13 protein-coding genes are annotated in these 17,609 nt (G+C 47.7%); 3 read left to right on the top strand and 10 right to left on the bottom strand.

All coding sequences use genetic code 11. From position 1 onward, the window contains the following. Nucleotide 1: 1 nt before the first annotated feature. A complete protein-coding gene (locus tag DLM76_RS11160) occupies nt 2-1,147 on the bottom strand; it encodes a DUF1343 domain-containing protein (RefSeq protein ID WP_118965217.1) in 1,146 nt (381 codons plus the stop codon). Between the two features lie 201 nt (nt 1,148-1,348). Here DLM76_RS11160 and DLM76_RS11155 point away from each other — a divergent pair, with 201 nt between their 5' ends. Next, the gene (locus DLM76_RS11155; RefSeq protein ID WP_118955278.1) at nt 1,349-3,874 is read left to right on the top strand and encodes a DUF8509 domain-containing protein; all 2,526 of its coding nucleotides are present in this window, start codon (nt 1,349-1,351) and stop codon (nt 3,872-3,874) included. Between the two features lie 155 nt (nt 3,875-4,029). Here DLM76_RS11155 and DLM76_RS11150 read toward each other — a convergent pair whose 3' ends face one another. Next, the gene (locus DLM76_RS11150; RefSeq protein WP_118955279.1) at nt 4,030-4,716 is read right to left on the bottom strand and encodes a hypothetical protein; all 687 of its coding nucleotides are present in this window, start codon (nt 4,714-4,716) and stop codon (nt 4,030-4,032) included. Between the two features lie 165 nt (nt 4,717-4,881). Here DLM76_RS11150 and DLM76_RS11145 point away from each other — a divergent pair, with 165 nt between their 5' ends. Together DLM76_RS11145 and DLM76_RS11140 are read left to right on the top strand one after the other, a co-directional pair. After that, on the top strand, nt 4,882-5,349 hold the full coding sequence (locus DLM76_RS11145; RefSeq protein ID WP_118965216.1) for a hypothetical protein: 468 nt from the start codon (nt 4,882-4,884) through the stop codon (nt 5,347-5,349). A gap of 8 nt (nt 5,350-5,357) precedes the next feature. Then, the gene (locus tag DLM76_RS11140; protein ID WP_118965215.1) at nt 5,358-5,897 is read left to right on the top strand and encodes a hypothetical protein; all 540 of its coding nucleotides are present in this window, start codon (nt 5,358-5,360) and stop codon (nt 5,895-5,897) included. 249 nt (nt 5,898-6,146) lie between these two features. Here DLM76_RS11140 and DLM76_RS11135 read toward each other — a convergent pair whose 3' ends face one another. From DLM76_RS11135 to dxr, 8 genes are all read right to left on the bottom strand, one after another. Beyond that, a complete protein-coding gene (locus tag DLM76_RS11135; protein WP_118955283.1) occupies nt 6,147-6,623 on the bottom strand; it encodes a tetratricopeptide repeat protein in 477 nt (158 codons plus the stop codon). Nucleotides 6,624-6,658: 35 nt separating this feature from the next. Next, on the bottom strand, nt 6,659-8,563 hold the full coding sequence (dxs, locus tag DLM76_RS11130) for a 1-deoxy-D-xylulose-5-phosphate synthase (RefSeq protein WP_118965214.1): 1,905 nt from the start codon (nt 8,561-8,563) through the stop codon (nt 6,659-6,661). A gap of 31 nt (nt 8,564-8,594) precedes the next feature. Continuing rightward, the gene (locus DLM76_RS11125; RefSeq protein WP_118965213.1) at nt 8,595-10,907 is read right to left on the bottom strand and encodes an adenylate/guanylate cyclase domain-containing protein; all 2,313 of its coding nucleotides are present in this window, start codon (nt 10,905-10,907) and stop codon (nt 8,595-8,597) included. A gap of 79 nt (nt 10,908-10,986) precedes the next feature. Then, nucleotides 10,987-11,781, bottom strand: a complete 795-nt coding sequence (gene trpA / locus DLM76_RS11120; RefSeq protein ID WP_118965212.1) for a tryptophan synthase subunit alpha — start codon at nt 11,779-11,781, stop codon at nt 10,987-10,989. Beyond that, nucleotides 11,778-12,980: a tryptophan synthase subunit beta gene (gene trpB, locus DLM76_RS11115; protein WP_118965211.1), complete on the bottom strand. Its 1,203-nt coding sequence runs from the start codon at nt 12,978-12,980 to the stop codon at nt 11,778-11,780. The genes trpA and trpB overlap by 4 nt, the downstream gene beginning before the upstream one ends. Before the next feature lie 2 nt (nt 12,981-12,982). After that, complete coding sequence (locus DLM76_RS11110) at nt 12,983-14,713, bottom strand: proline--tRNA ligase (protein WP_118965210.1); 1,731 nt, start codon at nt 14,711-14,713, stop codon at nt 12,983-12,985. A gap of 4 nt (nt 14,714-14,717) precedes the next feature. Next, complete coding sequence (locus DLM76_RS11105) at nt 14,718-16,445, bottom strand: site-2 protease family protein (RefSeq protein ID WP_118965209.1); 1,728 nt, start codon at nt 16,443-16,445, stop codon at nt 14,718-14,720. Next, nucleotides 16,439-17,608 carry a 1-deoxy-D-xylulose-5-phosphate reductoisomerase gene (dxr, locus tag DLM76_RS11100; protein WP_118965208.1) on the bottom strand — a complete coding sequence of 390 codons (1,170 nt, stop codon included), beginning with the start codon at nt 17,606-17,608 and terminating at the stop codon, nt 16,439-16,441. Before dxr ends, DLM76_RS11105 begins: the two co-directional genes overlap by 7 nt. Between the last annotated feature and the right edge of the window lies 1 nt (nt 17,609).

Raw genomic sequence — 17,609 nt, 5'->3', positions numbered from 1 at the left:
CTTACAAAATTTCCTTACACTTCCGTTTCCAGGTCCATTCTTGTTCTCGTAAATATTCGAATACAACGGAATCCGAATATTTTCCCGAAAGGTAATCCAACAAGAATCGATCCCCCACGAGCAGTTCAATCGCTGGCCGGTCGGATCGAAATTCGTAGGCTCCTTCTCTGTATGCGAAGTCGTTCGGATATTCTTCCCGAAGCATTCGTATCAACTTAAGAGAAAAGAAAAGGCTGTGAAATTTTTCGGGCTTCTTCAACAAAATCTGAAAGCCGCCGCAGATTTCATCCTTGTGTTTGTGAAACGTAGGAATGAACTTCAACGGACGCAAGGTGCAGCTTTCATTTTGTGATTCTTCCAAAGCTTTGCGGATTCGATCGTTTTGTTCGTTGATGTAAGGCGCACCGAACGTTTCGAACGGTCTCGTGGTCCCTCTTCCTTCGGAAAGATTGGTTCCTTCCAAAAGACATTGACCCGCATAAACGTAACAGGTCGAACGAAACGGAATATTCGGAGAGGGCGGAATCCAAAGAAATTCGGAATCTTCTTTTGCGTACCAGCCTTTCCTTGCGATCTTGAGTTTCACATTTAAGGAAAATTCTTTTTGATAATACGAAAGTAATTCTCCTGGCGTCAATCCGTGACGATGCAATACCGTTCTGACTCCTACGAAGGATTCGAATTCATTTTCCAAAGGAGAGCCTTCGACTCTTTCTCCCGCCGGGTTCGGCGAATCGAAAACGACGACTGAAATTTCCTGTTTTCCGGAAGAATTCCATTTCGCGATCTCTTCCAAAAAATAATACGCAGTGGTGAGAAAGGTATAATAACGCGCGCCCACGTCCCGAATATCGATGACGATCAAATCCAAACCTTCGAGTGAAACGGAATCGGGCACGAGACTCGATTCATGATCTCCGTAAAGATTGATAAATTCCACTCCGTCCAGGGCGTATTTCAAATTCGATCCGGAAACCTGATCCTGAAGTTCGGCAAACAATCCGTGCTCGGGAAGAAATATCTTTTTCAAGTCGTATCGCTTCCGTAAGGTTTGAAAGTGATATTCCCCGTTCGGCCCGAAGGCGCTTTGATTCGTAACCATGCCGATCCGGGAGACGCGGAGCAGTTTTTCGATTTTATGATTCATTCTTCCCGTATGGTTTTCAGGCGGCGTAAGGAGTCAAGTGCAACGAAAAACGATCCTATCCTGCGGGAGAATTCTCCCGTTTGCATTTATGCGAACTTCGTAGATTTTCAGAGGTCGGTTTTTTGATTCTCCCTCGAAAAAAGTGTTTTCTCCAAGGATAAGAAATAGTTTCTTTTTCATTTAACCCTCGATAATCTAATTATGGCATTTGATCCCTCAGTTCCACAACAACAAGCCCAAGCTCCCGCAGGAACTTTATTGTTTCCCGAAGGTTCTCCCGCAAATACTCTCAACGTGCTTCATAGTGGAACGGTTCGTTATCTGACCGAAGTTCCCGGAGGAAGAAAACTCGAACTTTTTAAACTGGGCGGAGCCAATTTAACTCCGGGATCGGTGGCTCTTTTTACGAGCGGTCGATATCCGTTTCATCTTCAAGCCGAAGACGCCTGCGTCGTTTCCACATACGCAATGAACCGCGACACGATCGGTAAGAGCGTGGGCTCGCGGGTCTCGTTGGGGCTCATGGTCGCGCGGACTCTTCTACGCGAAATCACGGAACTTTTCAAGAAGTCCAATCAGATCCGCAAGATCACTTCCGAAATCGAAAAGGTAAACGATAACCTCTCGATTCTTTACTATCAATTCAATCCGAACGTTTTTCCGGACATCAAACCGGGCGCTCCGATCCCCGAAGTTTCAGCGGATGTCGTGGATCCGGTGATGCGTCTTTGTCGGGAGAACTTGAAATTATTTTTTGACAACGGCGGTCTTTTACCGGATAGACCGAGTCCTCAGTTTTTGGAAGAAGAACACGAATCCCAACTCACGAGACTGTATCCCGAAGAGATCGATTTCCAGGACGGAGAATTCAGCTTCATCCGAAAGCTCGTCATGCAGGACCCGAAAATTTTGAACGCTCTTTTCACGGCGGATCCTACCATGCTCGCTTATGTTTGTTCGAAACTTGCGAACGTATTGGAGCAGATTTCCGGAATTCTCAAAGCCTGTCTTTCCGATTTGGACGAAGCGTTCCGTTTGTTTTTTGTGGGCGAACAAAGTCTCGTTGAAAAGTTTTATCTGATTCTCGACATTACTTCTTCCGGTTACGGAACCGCTCCGGCGGAATTCGTAGTACCCGTGTTAGGCGCCGTTGCCGGCAAGATCGAAAAATATAAGAACGGTCATCAGGCTTTGTTCGGAGTTCCGGTTGCCGGTCTTTCTCCGAACGCGCAAGCGTTTCAATCCAAAGCGGGAGCGCTCGCTAAAAAGATGGAGGAAACGGCCCCTAAAACCCAGGCTCCCGCAGCTTCCGCAATTACGGCGGGTGTGGACGTGAATGCGATCCGCAAGGAACTCGACAACTCCGCTTCGGTCATCATTCAATTCTCCGGTTTGGAAGCGGAGAAGGTAAAGGAATTCTCCGCCTTGATGGTCAAGGTCAAGAGTTTAAAGAATCCACTCGATCCGGAAGGGGACAACAGAAAGATCCGAAGAACGCTGGGAAGACATTACTGGGATATGTATCAGGAATGTTTTACGAAGTATATGAATTCGAACCGCAACGTTCCGAAACCGGTGGATCTCATGTTGAAATACGGATACTTCGACGAGACGATGGTGGACGATTCTCAGATCGCCTTTATGTACACTCAGAAGGATCCGTTGACTCCCGCTTCGGATGTTCCGGTTTGGCTCGGAACGGAGTGGCTGGAAAGAATTTATAAACGGGAGATTCCGACTTCTCTCGACGAGATGGGGCAGAACTTTTTTGAGAAAATAAAGATGGAAAACAGGACCATCAACATCAAAAAAGAATCCGACATTCCTCCCGAACTCGACAACCCGGACACAAGACTCAAGTTCGAATTCGCTTCTCTTTACGAGGCGAACGTTAGACTCACCTCGGGAAGTCCCGCGACACACTTCCCGATCCTGACCAAGTTTCACAGTCAGATGGCGATCGATAAGTCGTATGTCACGAAAAAGATCCTCGAAGACGTGATTCACGAACTTGTCGCGGTGGACTATTCCATCTTCCATCGGGAAGTGATTTACAATAACAACGAATTGGGAATCACGAAAGAATTTATTCAAAAATCGGTGGTTCCCGATTTCATCCTTGTACCATCGATCGGAACCAAGGTGATGATGTGGCAGGATCTTTCGATTCATAGAGGAGCGGGTTCCAAAGAAAGTCCGGGAAGAATCGTTCTTCCGATCTTCGCGCAAGGCGATCTGAAAACGATGGTCACAGACGCACTCGCCGCATTCCGTTGGGAACTAACCAAGTCGATTCTCGGAGCCGAATGGAACAACGTAGGGAACCCTTCGATCACCGCGGATTACACGGATTACATTCAGTTTTTTAAGAAGAACAAGGATCTTTCGATCGAGATTAAGGAAAAGTTGGCGGGCGATTTTAAACGTTTTAGAAACGACCGTGATATTTTCGCGAACGACTATCAGCTTTGGATGAAATACGAATCCGACGGGGTTCAGCGTCTAAACAAGGTCGTTCGGGGAATTTTTTACAGACATATCCCGTTCAGTAAAGCGATTCGCGACAAGGTCGCAAAAACTCCGGCATTCTCGGAGATTCACAACCGCTTCATCAATATTAGAAATCGTAAATATACGGAATTGGAAAATCGTTACAAGAAGTATATGAACGCGCTCGGAACCCTTCCCGATCCGTTACGGGACAACTTGGAATTCTTCAAGGTTTAAAAAAGAAGAAAGCTCGATTCCTTTTTGAACGGGCTTTCGATTTTTTTTCTTTCGATCGTTTGTCGTAAGAATTGTTCTCTAAAACGCAATTCCATCGTTTCTTGAAAACGTATGAGTTCCCACACTTCTCCGCTAAATCGGAAAAAACGCGAAACTTAGATTTCTTCCAAAAGATACGGACGCGTATATTCCCGGATAATCTCCACGACGAAACGTCCCCAGCTTTTCGGATCGTGTTGGGAAATTTCGACCTGTTTGATTTTCGGAAAATATGGATTCGGTTTGAAAAGACTGTGCGAAAGTTCGATTGCGCGCAAATAATTATCGACCCGTTTTACTCGGACGAAATTCAACAGCTCGGATTGAACCTGACTTTGCGGAATATAACCGATGATGATGAGTTTCGGAAATAAGGACTTTTTCAGTAGATTGATGAACTCCGCGAAACTGTCGACGCGGTCGATAAATCCTTCGTAAGCGCCTCCCCCGAGGTTCATGATCTGAGTCACGATATCCATCGTAAAGGAAACGCCTTCGGCGGAAGTCATATCGGAAATGATGACGATCCCCTCGTCGGGTTGAAACGTTTTGAACATCTGAGAACCTTTGAATTGTCTTCTCAAAAGTTTGGCCGCCGAGATGTCGATCTCGGCGGCTTTCGCGAGAATCGTTCTTCCACCGGAATCCAGAATCGGTTCTCTCGTGATGATGTATCTTTTTTTGGCCGCGTTCTGGTTCATAACGCGGAACGCTTTGACCTTTTCCTCGATTTCGTCCAGAGAACAATAACCGATTTTTAATACGTTTTCCCTCGACCTTTTCTCTAACTCTGTATCTTCCATTTGAAGTTTTAAGGACGGTGCGACTCGAATGACTCGAATTCGAACTGGATTCCCTTATCCTGTTTTATCATAACATTTAATTTATTTTGAACAACTCACTTCTCGATAAACGAGAAACAAGATTAAAACACTTGCGCCTTATTTCCAGTTTTTCTGAATGGAATCATGCATCCGGAAACGGAAAATTCTTCCCGATTTCGCTTCTTTTTACGGATTGCGAAGATTCTTTCGGTACTGATTCTACTTTCCACTCTTTTTTCTTGCGAGTCCGTAGAATTTATCCCGGAAACCGTTTTACGAGAAGAATTCGGTTTTTCTCATAAAAGCTCCTGGAACGAAATCGAAATCCGAAATTCTTCTCCTCCGAAGCCTTACCGCACGTACGGTAAAATTATCATTCGCTCCTTCGCGAACGGAAGGGTGCCGGAATACTTGGTCACAGAGCTGAAAAAAGAATTATATGCAAATCATATGGACGGAGTGATCTTCACCGGCCGAGGAATCGTGAACGTTCCGCCTACCCTCGTTCAATCGGGAAACGGAGACGGGAACACGGTCGCCATCGGTTACGTGAACAACGAGATGGGCGTGATCGAAGGCGTCGCGTATCGTTATAAGGATAATTTTAGGTGAAGAATTTTATGGAACCGCAAAGTCCTCATTCCCCTTCTCCTCGAAAATTCAACAGTGAGATTTTTGTCGATTCCGAGGATCGCTGGATTTTCCGCGGGAACCGCATCGATCAAAAAGAAGTGCTTACATATTTTCGTCAAAGTCTTCGCGAAGACGAGCTGGGAATCTTCATCGATAATCGTTTCGGAGAATTTGCGGAGAACGGCTATCTCGAATTGGAAGGATATCCGATCCATCTGGTGGCTTGCAGAGAATCCGAAGACACGTTAGTCTTCCTTTCCGAGTCCGAAACCACCTATTCTTTGAAAGAATTGTATTTCGCATTGGACAAAGACGGTTGTCTTTTTGCCAAAACACCGCATCATAAAAAGTTAAAATTCCGTCCGGATCGAAACTGCCTTTCGGATCTCAGTCCTTTTTTGGAAGAAACAAAAGACGGAACTATGATTTGCTTTCGCGGGGAAAAAATCGCAATTCCCGAAACGGGAGAATCTCCGAAAGTTCCGTTGCCTCCGGAATTCAGTTCGGTTCCTTCTCCAGGGGATTAGTTTGTCGGAGTTCCGACAAACTGTGAGTTCGAAATTGTTCTTGTCGTCAGGCGATTTTTTTGGTAAGGGAAATTTGGTCGAAAATCCCCACGAGTGAAACTCAGCGCCTCGCTCTCTACGGATCGCTCGTCATCGCCACCGCCACCCTGTGGAGCGCCCCTTAGGAAGCGACACATTGAGTTTTTCGGGTGGGGGCCGCTTTTTATTACGGAAGATTTGTCGGAACTTCTATAAAATTCCGGGCGACGATCAAATCGCAGAACCTAATTCTTCTTTGAGTTTTCTGGCTTCTTCAAAGTCGGGTTTGATTAAAATCGCGCGGTGCAGATACTGAAGCGATCTTTCCGGGCGATTCCAAATCTTATACAAAGTGGCAAGATTGTAGAGGGAAATATGCGGCGCGTCGTTGAGCTCACAGCGTAAGGATTTTTTCAGCCAGTACACGGCTTCGGTTTCCTTTCCGGCTCTTAAAAGAATGATTCCGATTTCGTTGCAGGGGTTTCCGTAGTTCGGATTCACTTCCACGGATTTGTAGAACTGCAACAGTCCTCTTTCCGGGTTTCCCTTCTGATTCTCCATAAGCCCTAAAAAGAAATAGGCCTCGTGGTTCTCTTCGTTTTCCAGTGAAAGTTTGAACAGATATTCGGCTCTGTCAGAGTCGCCCGTTTTGTAAAAGTATTTTGCCGCTTCTAGAAAATCCGAAGGAGTAAAGTTTTCCAATTCCATAACCCGTTTTTACTTTGATTTTCGGTTTGGAACCTTCAAGGCTTGATTAAGTTTTTTTTCAAAGCCTCTGCAACGTGTTCGGCGATCGAAGGCGCGTCCAATTTGTACGCATGGAAAATTTCCTTTCTTTCTCCGTGATGGATCGGCTCCGGCGGAAATCCGAACGTCTTGATGTATTTCGAAAGATTTTCCGGCGCGATCCGATTGAGAAGATAACCGGAAGCTCCCGCGTCGACATAACTTTCGTCGAGAATCGCGAAATGTCTGACGTTCGCCAATTCTTCGTTCAACGCGTCGGCGCCGAGAGGTCTCAGCCAAACGAGATCGATCAGAGTTACGCTGAATCCCACCCCTTCGAGAAGTTCGGCCGCCTTCTTTGATTCGTCGAGCATGGAACCGATCGATAAAAGAGCGATATCCCTTCCCTTTTTGAGAACACGAAACGCCCCGGGTCGAATCGGAGATTCTTTGTAAAAATCGAGAGTTTTGATGTCCACGCTCGCCTTCGGGAATCGAATCGCGATCGGAGCCTTATCATACGTCTCCATCCATCGCAAAGAATCGATCATATCCTGTCCGTTCGACGGAACGAACACGTCCATGTTCGGAAGTCCTAAAAGATAACTGAGATCGAAAAGTCCTTGGTGCGTTTCTCCGTCCGGCCCCACGCAACCGGCGCGGTCGATCACGAACCGAACGGGAAGATTCATCAGAGAAACGTCTTCCACGAGCTGATCCATTCCTCTCGTTAAAAACGTGGAATAAATGCACATATACGGAACGATGTTTCCGTTCGTCATCGCGCCCGCAAACGCAACCGAATGTTGTTCCGCGATTCCCACATCGAAAAGATGGTCCGGAAATTTTTCCGCGTATTCTTTGAGTCCGCTTCCCTCGATCATCGCGGGCGTCACGGCCGCGATCTTCGGATTTTTTTCGGTGAGAATGGACAACATCTTTCCTACGATCTTACTATAAGCGATCTTGGAAGAATCCCCGCTGTCCATGGCTCCGTCTTCTTTGCGAAACGGAGTGACTCCGTGATATTTGATCGGATCTCTTTCCGCGGGATCGTATCCCTTTCCCTTTTGCGTGATCAAATGAAGAAGGATCGGTCCTTTCATCTTCTTCACTTTTTCGAGCATCTTGACGAGACGGATCACGTCGTGTCCGTCCTCGGGCCCGATATATCCGAAGCCCAAGTCTTCGAAAAGCCCTCCGGGAGTCAGAACATCCTTAAACCCCTTCTCCACTCGTTTGAAAAAACGTTCGGTCGCAGGTCCGATGATCGGCAGCCACTTTAGAAACGTATAAAAGATCCGTTTCCAGTGATTGTAAAAATGAGAAGTGATGATGTTGTTGAGATAATTCGAAATCGATCCCACGTTCTTGGAGATGGACATGAAGTTATCGTTCAGAATCACGATCATATCCTTCTTCAAATGGCCCGCGTGGTTCATCGCTTCGAGAGCCATTCCGGTCGCGATGGACGCGTCCCCGATGATGGCGACTACGTTGTAGTCTTGTTTGGTAAGATCGCGCGCCGCCGCCTCTCCCAACGCCTGCGAGATCGAAGTTCCCGCGTGACCGGTGTTGTAGAGATCGTATTGGGATTCTTCCCGTTTCGGGAATCCGGAAAGTCCGTTGAATTTACGGACGGTTTTGAGTTTGTCCTTTCTTCCGGTGAGAATTTTATGCGGATACGTTTGATGACCGACGTCCCAAACCAGTCGATCCTTAGGGGTGTCGAAAACGTAGTGAAGTGCGACCGTGAGTTCTACGACTCCCAGATTGCTCGCAAAGTGGCCGCCCACTCCCGAAAGAGTGTCGATGATGTAATTTCGAACCTCTTTGCATACCTCGGGAAGTTTTTCCAAAGGTATGTTTCTGAGATCGGCCGGATAGTTGATTCTATCCAGCAGAGTTGGTTCCTGTTGCATGAAAACTTTCTAATCTAATTTTATAAAATTCTCAGTTCGCCTGCAAAGGTTTTCTTAATAGTTTTAGGTCTTCCTCGTTCACCAAATCCAATAATTCGTAGATGCGAACGGGTTGAGTTTTTCCCTTCACTTTAATCAAGTCCAGTTCTCTTGCGACGACCCTGTCCTTTACCTTTTCGTAGGTGTACTCAGAGATAATGATATGGGTCCCGTATTCCTTATTCGTTCCTTCCAGTCGGGAACCGAGGTTGATCGTATCTCCCATACAGGTGTAATCCATCCTGTGGGAACTCCCCATGTTTCCTACGACGGCAGGTCCGGAATTGAGTCCGATTCCTATATCCATTTGGGGGAGATCCAAGCTCTTCCATTCTTCCTTCAGAGTTGCAAGTCGTCTCATTTGAGCGAGTCCGGCCGCACATCCGTAGTAAGCGTGGTCTTCCAGAGGCACGGGCGCCCCCCAGAATGCCATGATCGCATCCCCCATGTATTTATCAATCGTTCCCTTAAATTCAATGATGATCTCGGTCATTTCGGAAAGGTATTGGTTCAAGAATTGAACCAGCTCTTCCGGTCCCATTTTTTCGGACATGGTCGTAAATCCGCGGATATCCGAGAAGAAGATGGTAATGTCCCGTTTCGATCCACCGAGGTTCAAGTTGTCCGGATTTTTCAAAAGTTCATCCACGACGTCTTTCGAAACGAATTTCGAGAACGTGCTTCGGATATATTTTACGTTCTCTTCTTCCGTTAAGATTCTAAAGCCGATCAAACCGATGAAGATGAATAGCTGTTCGAGAATCACGGTCGGATACAAATGCACCAAGTTGAGTTCCGAGAAGTTTACAAGCGTAATCACGGAATACAAAAACGCCGTCGCTAAGAAGAAGATAAACGCGAGCCAGGTTTTGAGTCGGGGTTGAATGATTCCCGCCAAAATACCCACGATGATCAGAATCAAGAATTCTCCCCAAAGCGGAAGTTCGAAGAGGAAGTCCTGGTTGAGAATGGTATTGATCGCCGCGGCGTGGTGTTCGATCCCGGACATATCGCCGAAAGGAGATAAGTGCGTATCCTTTGCGGCCCCGGCTCCGGTCGCATAATACATCGCTACGAGAAAGATCGTATTCTGAAACTGAGAAGCCGTTTCCTCGTTCCATTCCGTCGCCGCTTCGAAGATTTCGTGCGCACGGAAAGAATAGAGTCCGCCCGGAAAGTTGATCTGCATCTGTCCGTCGTCGTCGATCGGGATCGTGATCTCGCGCGTATCGTTCGGACGATTCATAATGTCCTTCGTTTCCATCTTCAGGGTCTTTCGGTTGAAGCTGGTCAAAGTCTTTTGCGGGATATTCTTGATCTTTACGTATTTTCCCATCACCACGTGAACGTCTCGTTTCACGTCCACGCCGAGATAATTACAGGCGATGATCAAGTCGATGGAAGGATAATATTCCGTTTCTCGGAGAGGTCCCGCGTTCAAAAGTTTTGCGACAAGAGGCATACGGCGGTTGAGACCGCTTTCGTCTTTTTTAATATTCGCAAATCCTAATCCGGATGCCTTTTCCGCAACCGGCTCGATCGGAGGCTGGGGAAATTTCAACCAGGATCTTCCCGTGTCGCCCGGATCTTCCACGTTTTCCAGTTTGAATTTCCGAAGAACGTCGATCCGTTTTTCCAAATTGAGAATCGAACTTTTCGATTCCAAACTCGTTTCCATCGGGTAGTCAAACATGACCTGCGGATTTTTCGCGAGGGCTTCGGCCATTTCTTCCGTTTGTCCCGGCTTGTAGTCGACGAAGAAAATATCGAACATCAGATGGTTGGAAGTGTTCTTAAAAATGTCTATTATGTTTGCGTAATATTTCCAAGGCAGAGGCCATCTTCCCTGAAGTTTTTCCAAAGAAGTGGTGGTGATCCCGATGATCTGAATGTCCTGTCTCGCTCCGGGAGGAGGATTGTAACGAGTGTATTCGATCGTTCCTTCTTCGGATTCTTTTTCGCTCTTGTTGACTCCCGCGCGAAGCAGAGTAAATCTCCAGGATACGGAGGATTCTTCCAACTCGGAAAGAGGAGTGAAGATCTGATAGAGGAAAAACAAGGTGAGAGATACGACGGTAGCGAGCCAGACGCTTCCCGACCTTTGTTTATCCGATGAGTTGGCTTCGATGAACTTGTAGATCGGATACGAACTGATCAAAAGAAGAGCGAATCCGCCCAGCAAGAATTCCGTATTGAGTGAGAAGTTCGGCAAGAAAGCCGTAAAAGAAATGAGAACGATCCCCAAGGATCCCAGAACAAGGGATACGATATGGATGGGAGTGATTTTAAATTTGGTTTCGCTCATGCGTTCCTCCGACAGAGATCGGGGATCAAGTATCCAATCCGTCGGAGTTTCGTCAATATTTTCCGGGTTCTTAGGAAAATTATCTCATCGAAGAACGGATTTCGGACGCGTAGGAAAATAATTTCTGAACGCAAGCGTCCCGATTCGATCCGTTCTCTTCGATGATTCTCTGCACCGCGGAACCGATGATGACTCCGTCCGCGTATTGGGAAATTTCTTTCGATTGAACGGCCGTGGAAATTCCGAACCCGGCGCACACCGGAAGCGAGATCAGTTTTTTTACGAGCCCGATTCTTTCCCGTAGACCGTTGGCGATCGAACTTCTTTCGCCCGTCACTCCGTACGAAGTCACGTAGTAGATAAAGCCGGACGCGAGAGACTTCATCGATTTGATTCGCTCCTCGGTCGTCGCAGGCGTTACGAGGTGGATGAAATCGATTTTTCTCTTTTCCAGTTGCGTGAAGAATTCTTCCGCTTCCGGGGTATCATAAGGCAGATCGGGAATGATCAATCCTTGAATGCCGGAGTTCTTTGCAATCTCCGCGAACCGTTCCAAACCCATCGCATACAACGGATTGAAATACGTTAGATACACGAGAGGAGTTTGCGGATGCAGTTTGTGAATCTCCGCGGTGATCTCGAGAATTTTTTTCATCGAGAAGGGATGTGCGAGCGCGCGTTTGAACGCCTTCTGAATCACGGGACCGTCCGCGGTCGGATCGGTAAACGGAATTCCTAATTCGAGAATCCCCGCGCCTCCGCGAATCAGCGCATCCGCCCAAGCGACACAGGATTCATAATCCGGATCACCGAGAGAAATGTAAGGAATAAAAACGCTTTTGTCTTTTGAAAATACGGAAGAGATCGCGCTCACTCGAATTCTCCTTTGCGAAGTCTTGCGACTTCCGCGACGTCCTTGTCCCCTCTTCCCGAAAGACAGATAAGAATGTCTTCTTTTTTTCCCATCGTCTTGGCGAGGTCTTTCGCAAATCGAAACGCATGAGCGGTTTCTAATGCGGGAATGATTCCCTCCACACGGCAGACTTCAAGAAAGGCGTCTAACGCGCCTTCGTCGTTTACGTTCGCGTAGGTCACTCTTCCGCTTTGATGAAAGTGAGCGTGTTCGGGCCCGACCCCCGGATAATCCAGGCCGGCCGAAACCGAATGCGCCGGAACGATTTGTCCGAACTCGTCTTGGATCACGAGGGTTTTGGTTCCGTGCAGGAAACCCGTTTTACCGAATTGAATCGTTGCGGAATGAGAGCCGGGTTCGGAAGAATAACCCCCCGCTTCCACTCCGTAGAGTTTTACTTTTTTGTCTTTTACGAATCCGTAAAACATTCCGATCGCGTTCGATCCTCCGCCCACACAAGCCACGACTGCGTTCGGAAGTTTTCCGTTTACTTTCTTGAATTGTTTTCTGGATTCGATTCCGATCACGGATTGAAAATCGCGAACGATCGTAGGAAACGGATGCGGTCCGATCGAAGAACCCACGATATAATGTGTATTAGAAACGTTTAATGCCCAGTCCCTCATGGCTTCGCTCGTGGCGTCTTTGAGAGTCGCGGTTCCGCTGGAAACGCCGACCACTTTCGCGCCCATCATTCTCATTCGAATCGCGTTGAGTTCCTGACGGCGAAGATCCTCATCTCCCATATACACGACGGTTTCCATTTTGAACATCGCGCCCACGGTCGCGGTCGCGACTCCGTGTTGTCCAGCGCCGGTTTCCGCGATGATTCTCGTTTTACCCATCGCTTTTGCGATCAACACCTGACCGATCGTATTGTTGATCTTATGCGCGCCTGTATGATTTAAGTCTTCGCGTTTGAGCCAGATTCTCGCGCCGCCCCAAGCCTTGCTCAGCCGTTCCGCGTGCGTAAGCGGAGAAGGTCTTCCGATATAATTTTTACGGTAATACTCGAGTTCTTTTTTGAAGTGTTTGTTCTTCTTGAGCTTCTTGTATGTGCTTTCGAGTTCCACGAGAGCGTCGTGAAGAATTTCGGGAGAATAACGTCCGCCGAATTCTCCGAAATAACCCTCTTTTGGGGAATGATGTTCTTTTCCCATAACTACTCCAGTTCCGCGAAGAGTTCCTGACGAAGCGCTTCCACTCTCGCTACAAGGTCTTCGAATCCGGTGAATGCAAAGGATTCTTCCTTGTCCGCTTTGCGGTTGTAGATCGACACTTCTCCGTTTTCAAAGAATTTTTTTCCGATCGTGACTCGGATCGGAAATCCGATCAGTTCGGAATCCTTGAGTTTGAAGCCCGGTCCCACGTCGCGATCGTCCCAGAAAACTTCCAGGTTTTCGTTCTTTAGAACATTATAAAATTCTTCCGCTTTCGAATATTGTTCCTCTCCTTTCGTGATGCTCACGAGAGAAACTTCGAAAGGAGCGATGCTGATCGGCCAAAAGATCCCTTTTTCGTCGTTGCACTGCTCGATTACCGTCGCCATGGTTCGGTTGACTCCGATTCCGTAACAACCCATCGTAAGGGTTCTGCTTTTTCCGTTCTGATCGAGAACTTGAATTCCGAACGCTTTTGTGTATTTTTCGCCGAGTTTGAAGATATGTCCGACCTCGATTCCCTTTTCGGCCTTGAGAGGAGAATTGCAATTCGGACAAAGATCCCCTTCTCTTGCTAATGCGACATCGGCGAACTCGGGGAGTCCGGAAATTTCTTTTTCGAGTATGAATCCTTGTGTGTGGAAGTCCTCTTTGTTGGAACCGACCACATACGGGAAATCCTTCTGTAAAGAACGATCGTATAAAACTTTTACCTTATCATTCGGCGCGATCGGCGCGATAAATCCGGGAACCAGTCCGAGCTCGCGGACTTCCGCGTCTGTCATCGGTTCCGAATCCACGATTCGAAGGAGCGAATGCAGCTTGTGAAGATTGAGCTCCAAGTCTCCGCGCAAAAACACGAGAATCTTTTTCTTGTCCGATTTGAGCGCGACTGCCTTGATCGTAGTCGACTCGGGGATTCCGAGAAGAGCGCTGACTTCCGCGATCGTTTTTTTACCCGGTGTGGAAATTTCTTTTCTTTCGATCGCGTTTGCGGGTAGATTCTCTTTTTTTAATACAAGAGGAGTCTTTTCGCTGTTGGAACTGTATCCGCACGAATTGCACAACAATAACGTTTCTTCTCCTATCGGAGATACGACCATAAACTCTTCCGACGCGGAACCGCCCATGCTTCCCGAATCCGCTTGCACGGGAATCGTCTTGAGTCCGCACCGATCGAAAATTTTTCGATATGCGACTCGCATCGCTTGATACGTTTCGTCGAGAGAAGGTTCGTCGATATGAAAGGAATACGCGTCCTTCATCACGAATTCTCTAGAGCGGATCACTCCGAAACGAGGACGAATCTCGTCTCTGAATTTCGTCTGGATCTGATAGACGTTGATCGGAAGATCCTTATAGGATTTCAATAAAGGCTTAACGAGAAAGCTGAAGGATTCTTCGTGTGTGGGTCCGAGCGAGTAGGAAAGATCGTGTCTGTCCTTGATACGAAACATTTCCTTTCCCATCGCGTTCCATCTTCCGCTTTGTTCCCAAAGTTCGGAAGGAGTTAAGATCGGAAGATCGAATTCCAACGCACCCGTGTTGTTCATCTCTTCGCGTACGATCTGTTTGATCTTTTGAAGAATCTTTAATCCGAGCGGAAGATAAAAATACAAACCGGCGGAGGACTTGCGTGCGAGCCCCGCGCGGATCATGAGTCGATGGGACGCGACTACCGCGTCCGCAGGATTTTCTTTTTCTGTGGGAAGAATATATTTCGATGCTTTCATGCGTTTAGAAAATTCGCATTACATCGTTGAAGGTGACGTAGAGTCCGAGCCCGAGCAGAAACAAGAATCCGATTCGAAAGATGGACTCGATCACTTTTCCCGGAAGTGGTCTTCCGGTGATCGCTTCATACGCATACAATACGATATGTCCACCGTCCGCCATCGGAATGGGAAGTAAATTCATTATCATCAGAGCGATCGAGATCCTCGCGACAAACTCGAGATACGTTTCCCATCCGATCTCCAAGCTGATTCCCGCGTAGGATACGATCCCGACCGGACCGGACAAACTGTCTTTTACGGAAAGAATTCCGGAAAACAACATCCCGATTCCCTTGAGAGTCGTTTCCACGTTCTCGTAAACGTCTTTCCCCGCGACTGCGAAGGATTCGAAAAAACCGAGTTCGCGTTCCATCGGCGCCGGATTGAATTTCATGTTCGGACGAAAGCCGAGCAAACCGATCGGACGGATCTTAGGTTCGGCTTCCAATCGTAGATTTCCCATATCCACGGAGACGGTTTCTCCGTTTTTGTTTTTGATGTAAGCGAGAAGTTCTTCGAAGTTCGGAAACGTTTTTCCGTCCACGGCTAAGTTTAGAAGTTTTTGACCGAGTTCGGGATCGTAACTCGCAAACTGATACGATTCGAGACCGAGTTCGGGAAATTTTTTATCCCGCAGGTTCTTCAATTCTAATATGTTTGCGCCTAATACCGGTACGTCCACGGCCACGGTTTCGGTGGACCAAGGATTTACCAGCGGATAGGTTTTCCGATCGACTACGATGTTCACCTTTTGATTCTGAAATTCTCCGAGAATCTTTTGCAGTTCTCCCACGGTGGAAATCGTCTTTCCGTTGACGGTTTGAATCACGTCTCCGTCGTTTAAGTAACTGAGTGCGCGGGACCGAAGAAGGTTTTCTTTTTCTTCCTTCTCCTTTTCCAAAAGAACTTCCGCGGGAATGTCTCTTCCTTCCACGGCTTTTTTGAGACGTTCCTGATAGTAGTTCTCCGCTTCGTGCGATTTATCCAGACGGGAAGAAAGCCAGTGTTGAAATTGTTCGGAATAGCTGAACGTAGCCACGACCCTTCTTTCTCCGAAGGGTTCGACGCCGATCGTGGGAATTCCGGAAGAACGTTTCGGGTTGTAGACGATGCGCGGAGTAACGCTCCACTCGATCGGTTTTCCTTCGCGTTCACCTTGGATTTTCAAAGCGCTTCCGGAAGACAATCCCACGTTCGTCACGATGTCCTCGAATTTTTCGGTTTGTTTTCCGTCGATGCTCAGGATTCGATCTCCGGTTCTAAGTCCCGATTGATACGCCGCGGAAAATTCCTGATCGGCCGGATCGATAAAGATGCGGTTGCCCGGAGGATTGTGTCCGAGAAAATTCAAAAGTAATAATATTCCAAAACCTAGAAATAGGTTGAACAGAGGTCCGCCCAATACGGGGATCATCCGTTTCAGAGGTGGCGTGGAAAGAAGTTCTCCGGGTTCACCCTTTACTTCTCCGCCGTAATCGTCCCCTTTGAATAAAACGTATCCTCCGACCGGAATCGCCGTGATTTGGTAGGTCGTTTCTCCGACTTTCTTTTTCCAAACCCCTCTTCCGTAACCGATCGAAAAGATTCTCGCCTTCACTCCTACGAGCATTCCGCAAAGAAGGTGGCCTAATTCGTGAATAAAAATCGAGATCGCCAACATAAATACGGCGCCTAATACCATGATCAACATGCGGATACTGCCTTCCTTGCTTTCAGATTTCTGACGGTTTCCCGCGCGATCCGATCTACTTCTTCGTATTCTTCCAAAGCTTCCGGAAAATCGATCGGTATTTCGTCTAACGCGGCTCGGATATAATCCGGAATTTCCACGAAACGGATTTCGTCTTTGAGGAACAATTCCACGGCCGCCTCATTGGCCGCGTTAAAGATACAAGGACCGGTTCCTCCCGCCTTGCCCGCCGCAAACGCAAGTCCCAAGCCCGGATATCGTTTGAGATCGGGTTCGCGGAATTCGAGCTTGCCCCAGTCCTTTGCAGGATGAGACCGAAGAACTTTCGGGACCGGTTCCGGATGAAAGAGAGAATGTGCGATCGGAAAGATCATATCCGGGTAAGAAGCGTATACGAAAGAAGCCCCGTCCCTGAGTTCGATGATTCCGTGCGCGATGCTCTGCGGATGAATCACGACTCCGATCTTTTCATACGGAACCCCGAAAAGAAAATGCGCTTCGATGACTTCGAGTCCCTTGTTGATCATTCCGTTGGAATCGACCGTGATCTTGGGTCCCATGCTCCAGGTCGGATGATGAAGCGCTTGTTCCTTCGTCACAGACGCAAGCTGTTCGATCGGCATATCCCGAAACGATCCGCCCGATGCGGTGAGAATGATCTTTTCCAGTGCGTTCTGATTGACCGATTCGAGAAGTTGAAAGAGTGCGTTGTGTTCCGAATCGACCGGAACCACTTTCGTTTTGTGTTTTGCGATCAGGGAATTGATGAGAGGTCCCGATGTGACTAACGTTTCTTTATTAGCGATTCCTAATCTTTTTCCGGAAACGATGGCGGCGATGGTCGGACGCAATCCCACCGAACCTACGATGGCGGTAATTACGATCTGCACGTCCGGCTCGCGCACGATTTCGGAAAGGGCGGATTCTCCGTAAAGGATCTGCGTTTTGCCGATTTTGTTTCCAAGGACGGATTTGTCCGCGGTCTCCGAACTGACGCAGATGAATTCGGGGGAGAATTCTTTCTGAATCGAGAGAGCCTTATCGAGATTAGAGTGAACGCTGAACGAATGAAGTCTGAATTCTTCCGGGTAAGCGCGCAGTACTTTTAGAGTCGATTCTCCGACGGAACCGGACGCGCCCAGAAGACAGACGGATGTTGCCATA

This window comes from Leptospira yasudae (assembly GCF_003545925.1).
Lineage (GTDB): Bacteria > Spirochaetota > Leptospiria > Leptospirales > Leptospiraceae > Leptospira > Leptospira yasudae.
The sequence above is the reverse complement of the archived record's forward strand: the minus strand, read 5'-3'. Positions and strand labels throughout refer to the sequence as shown.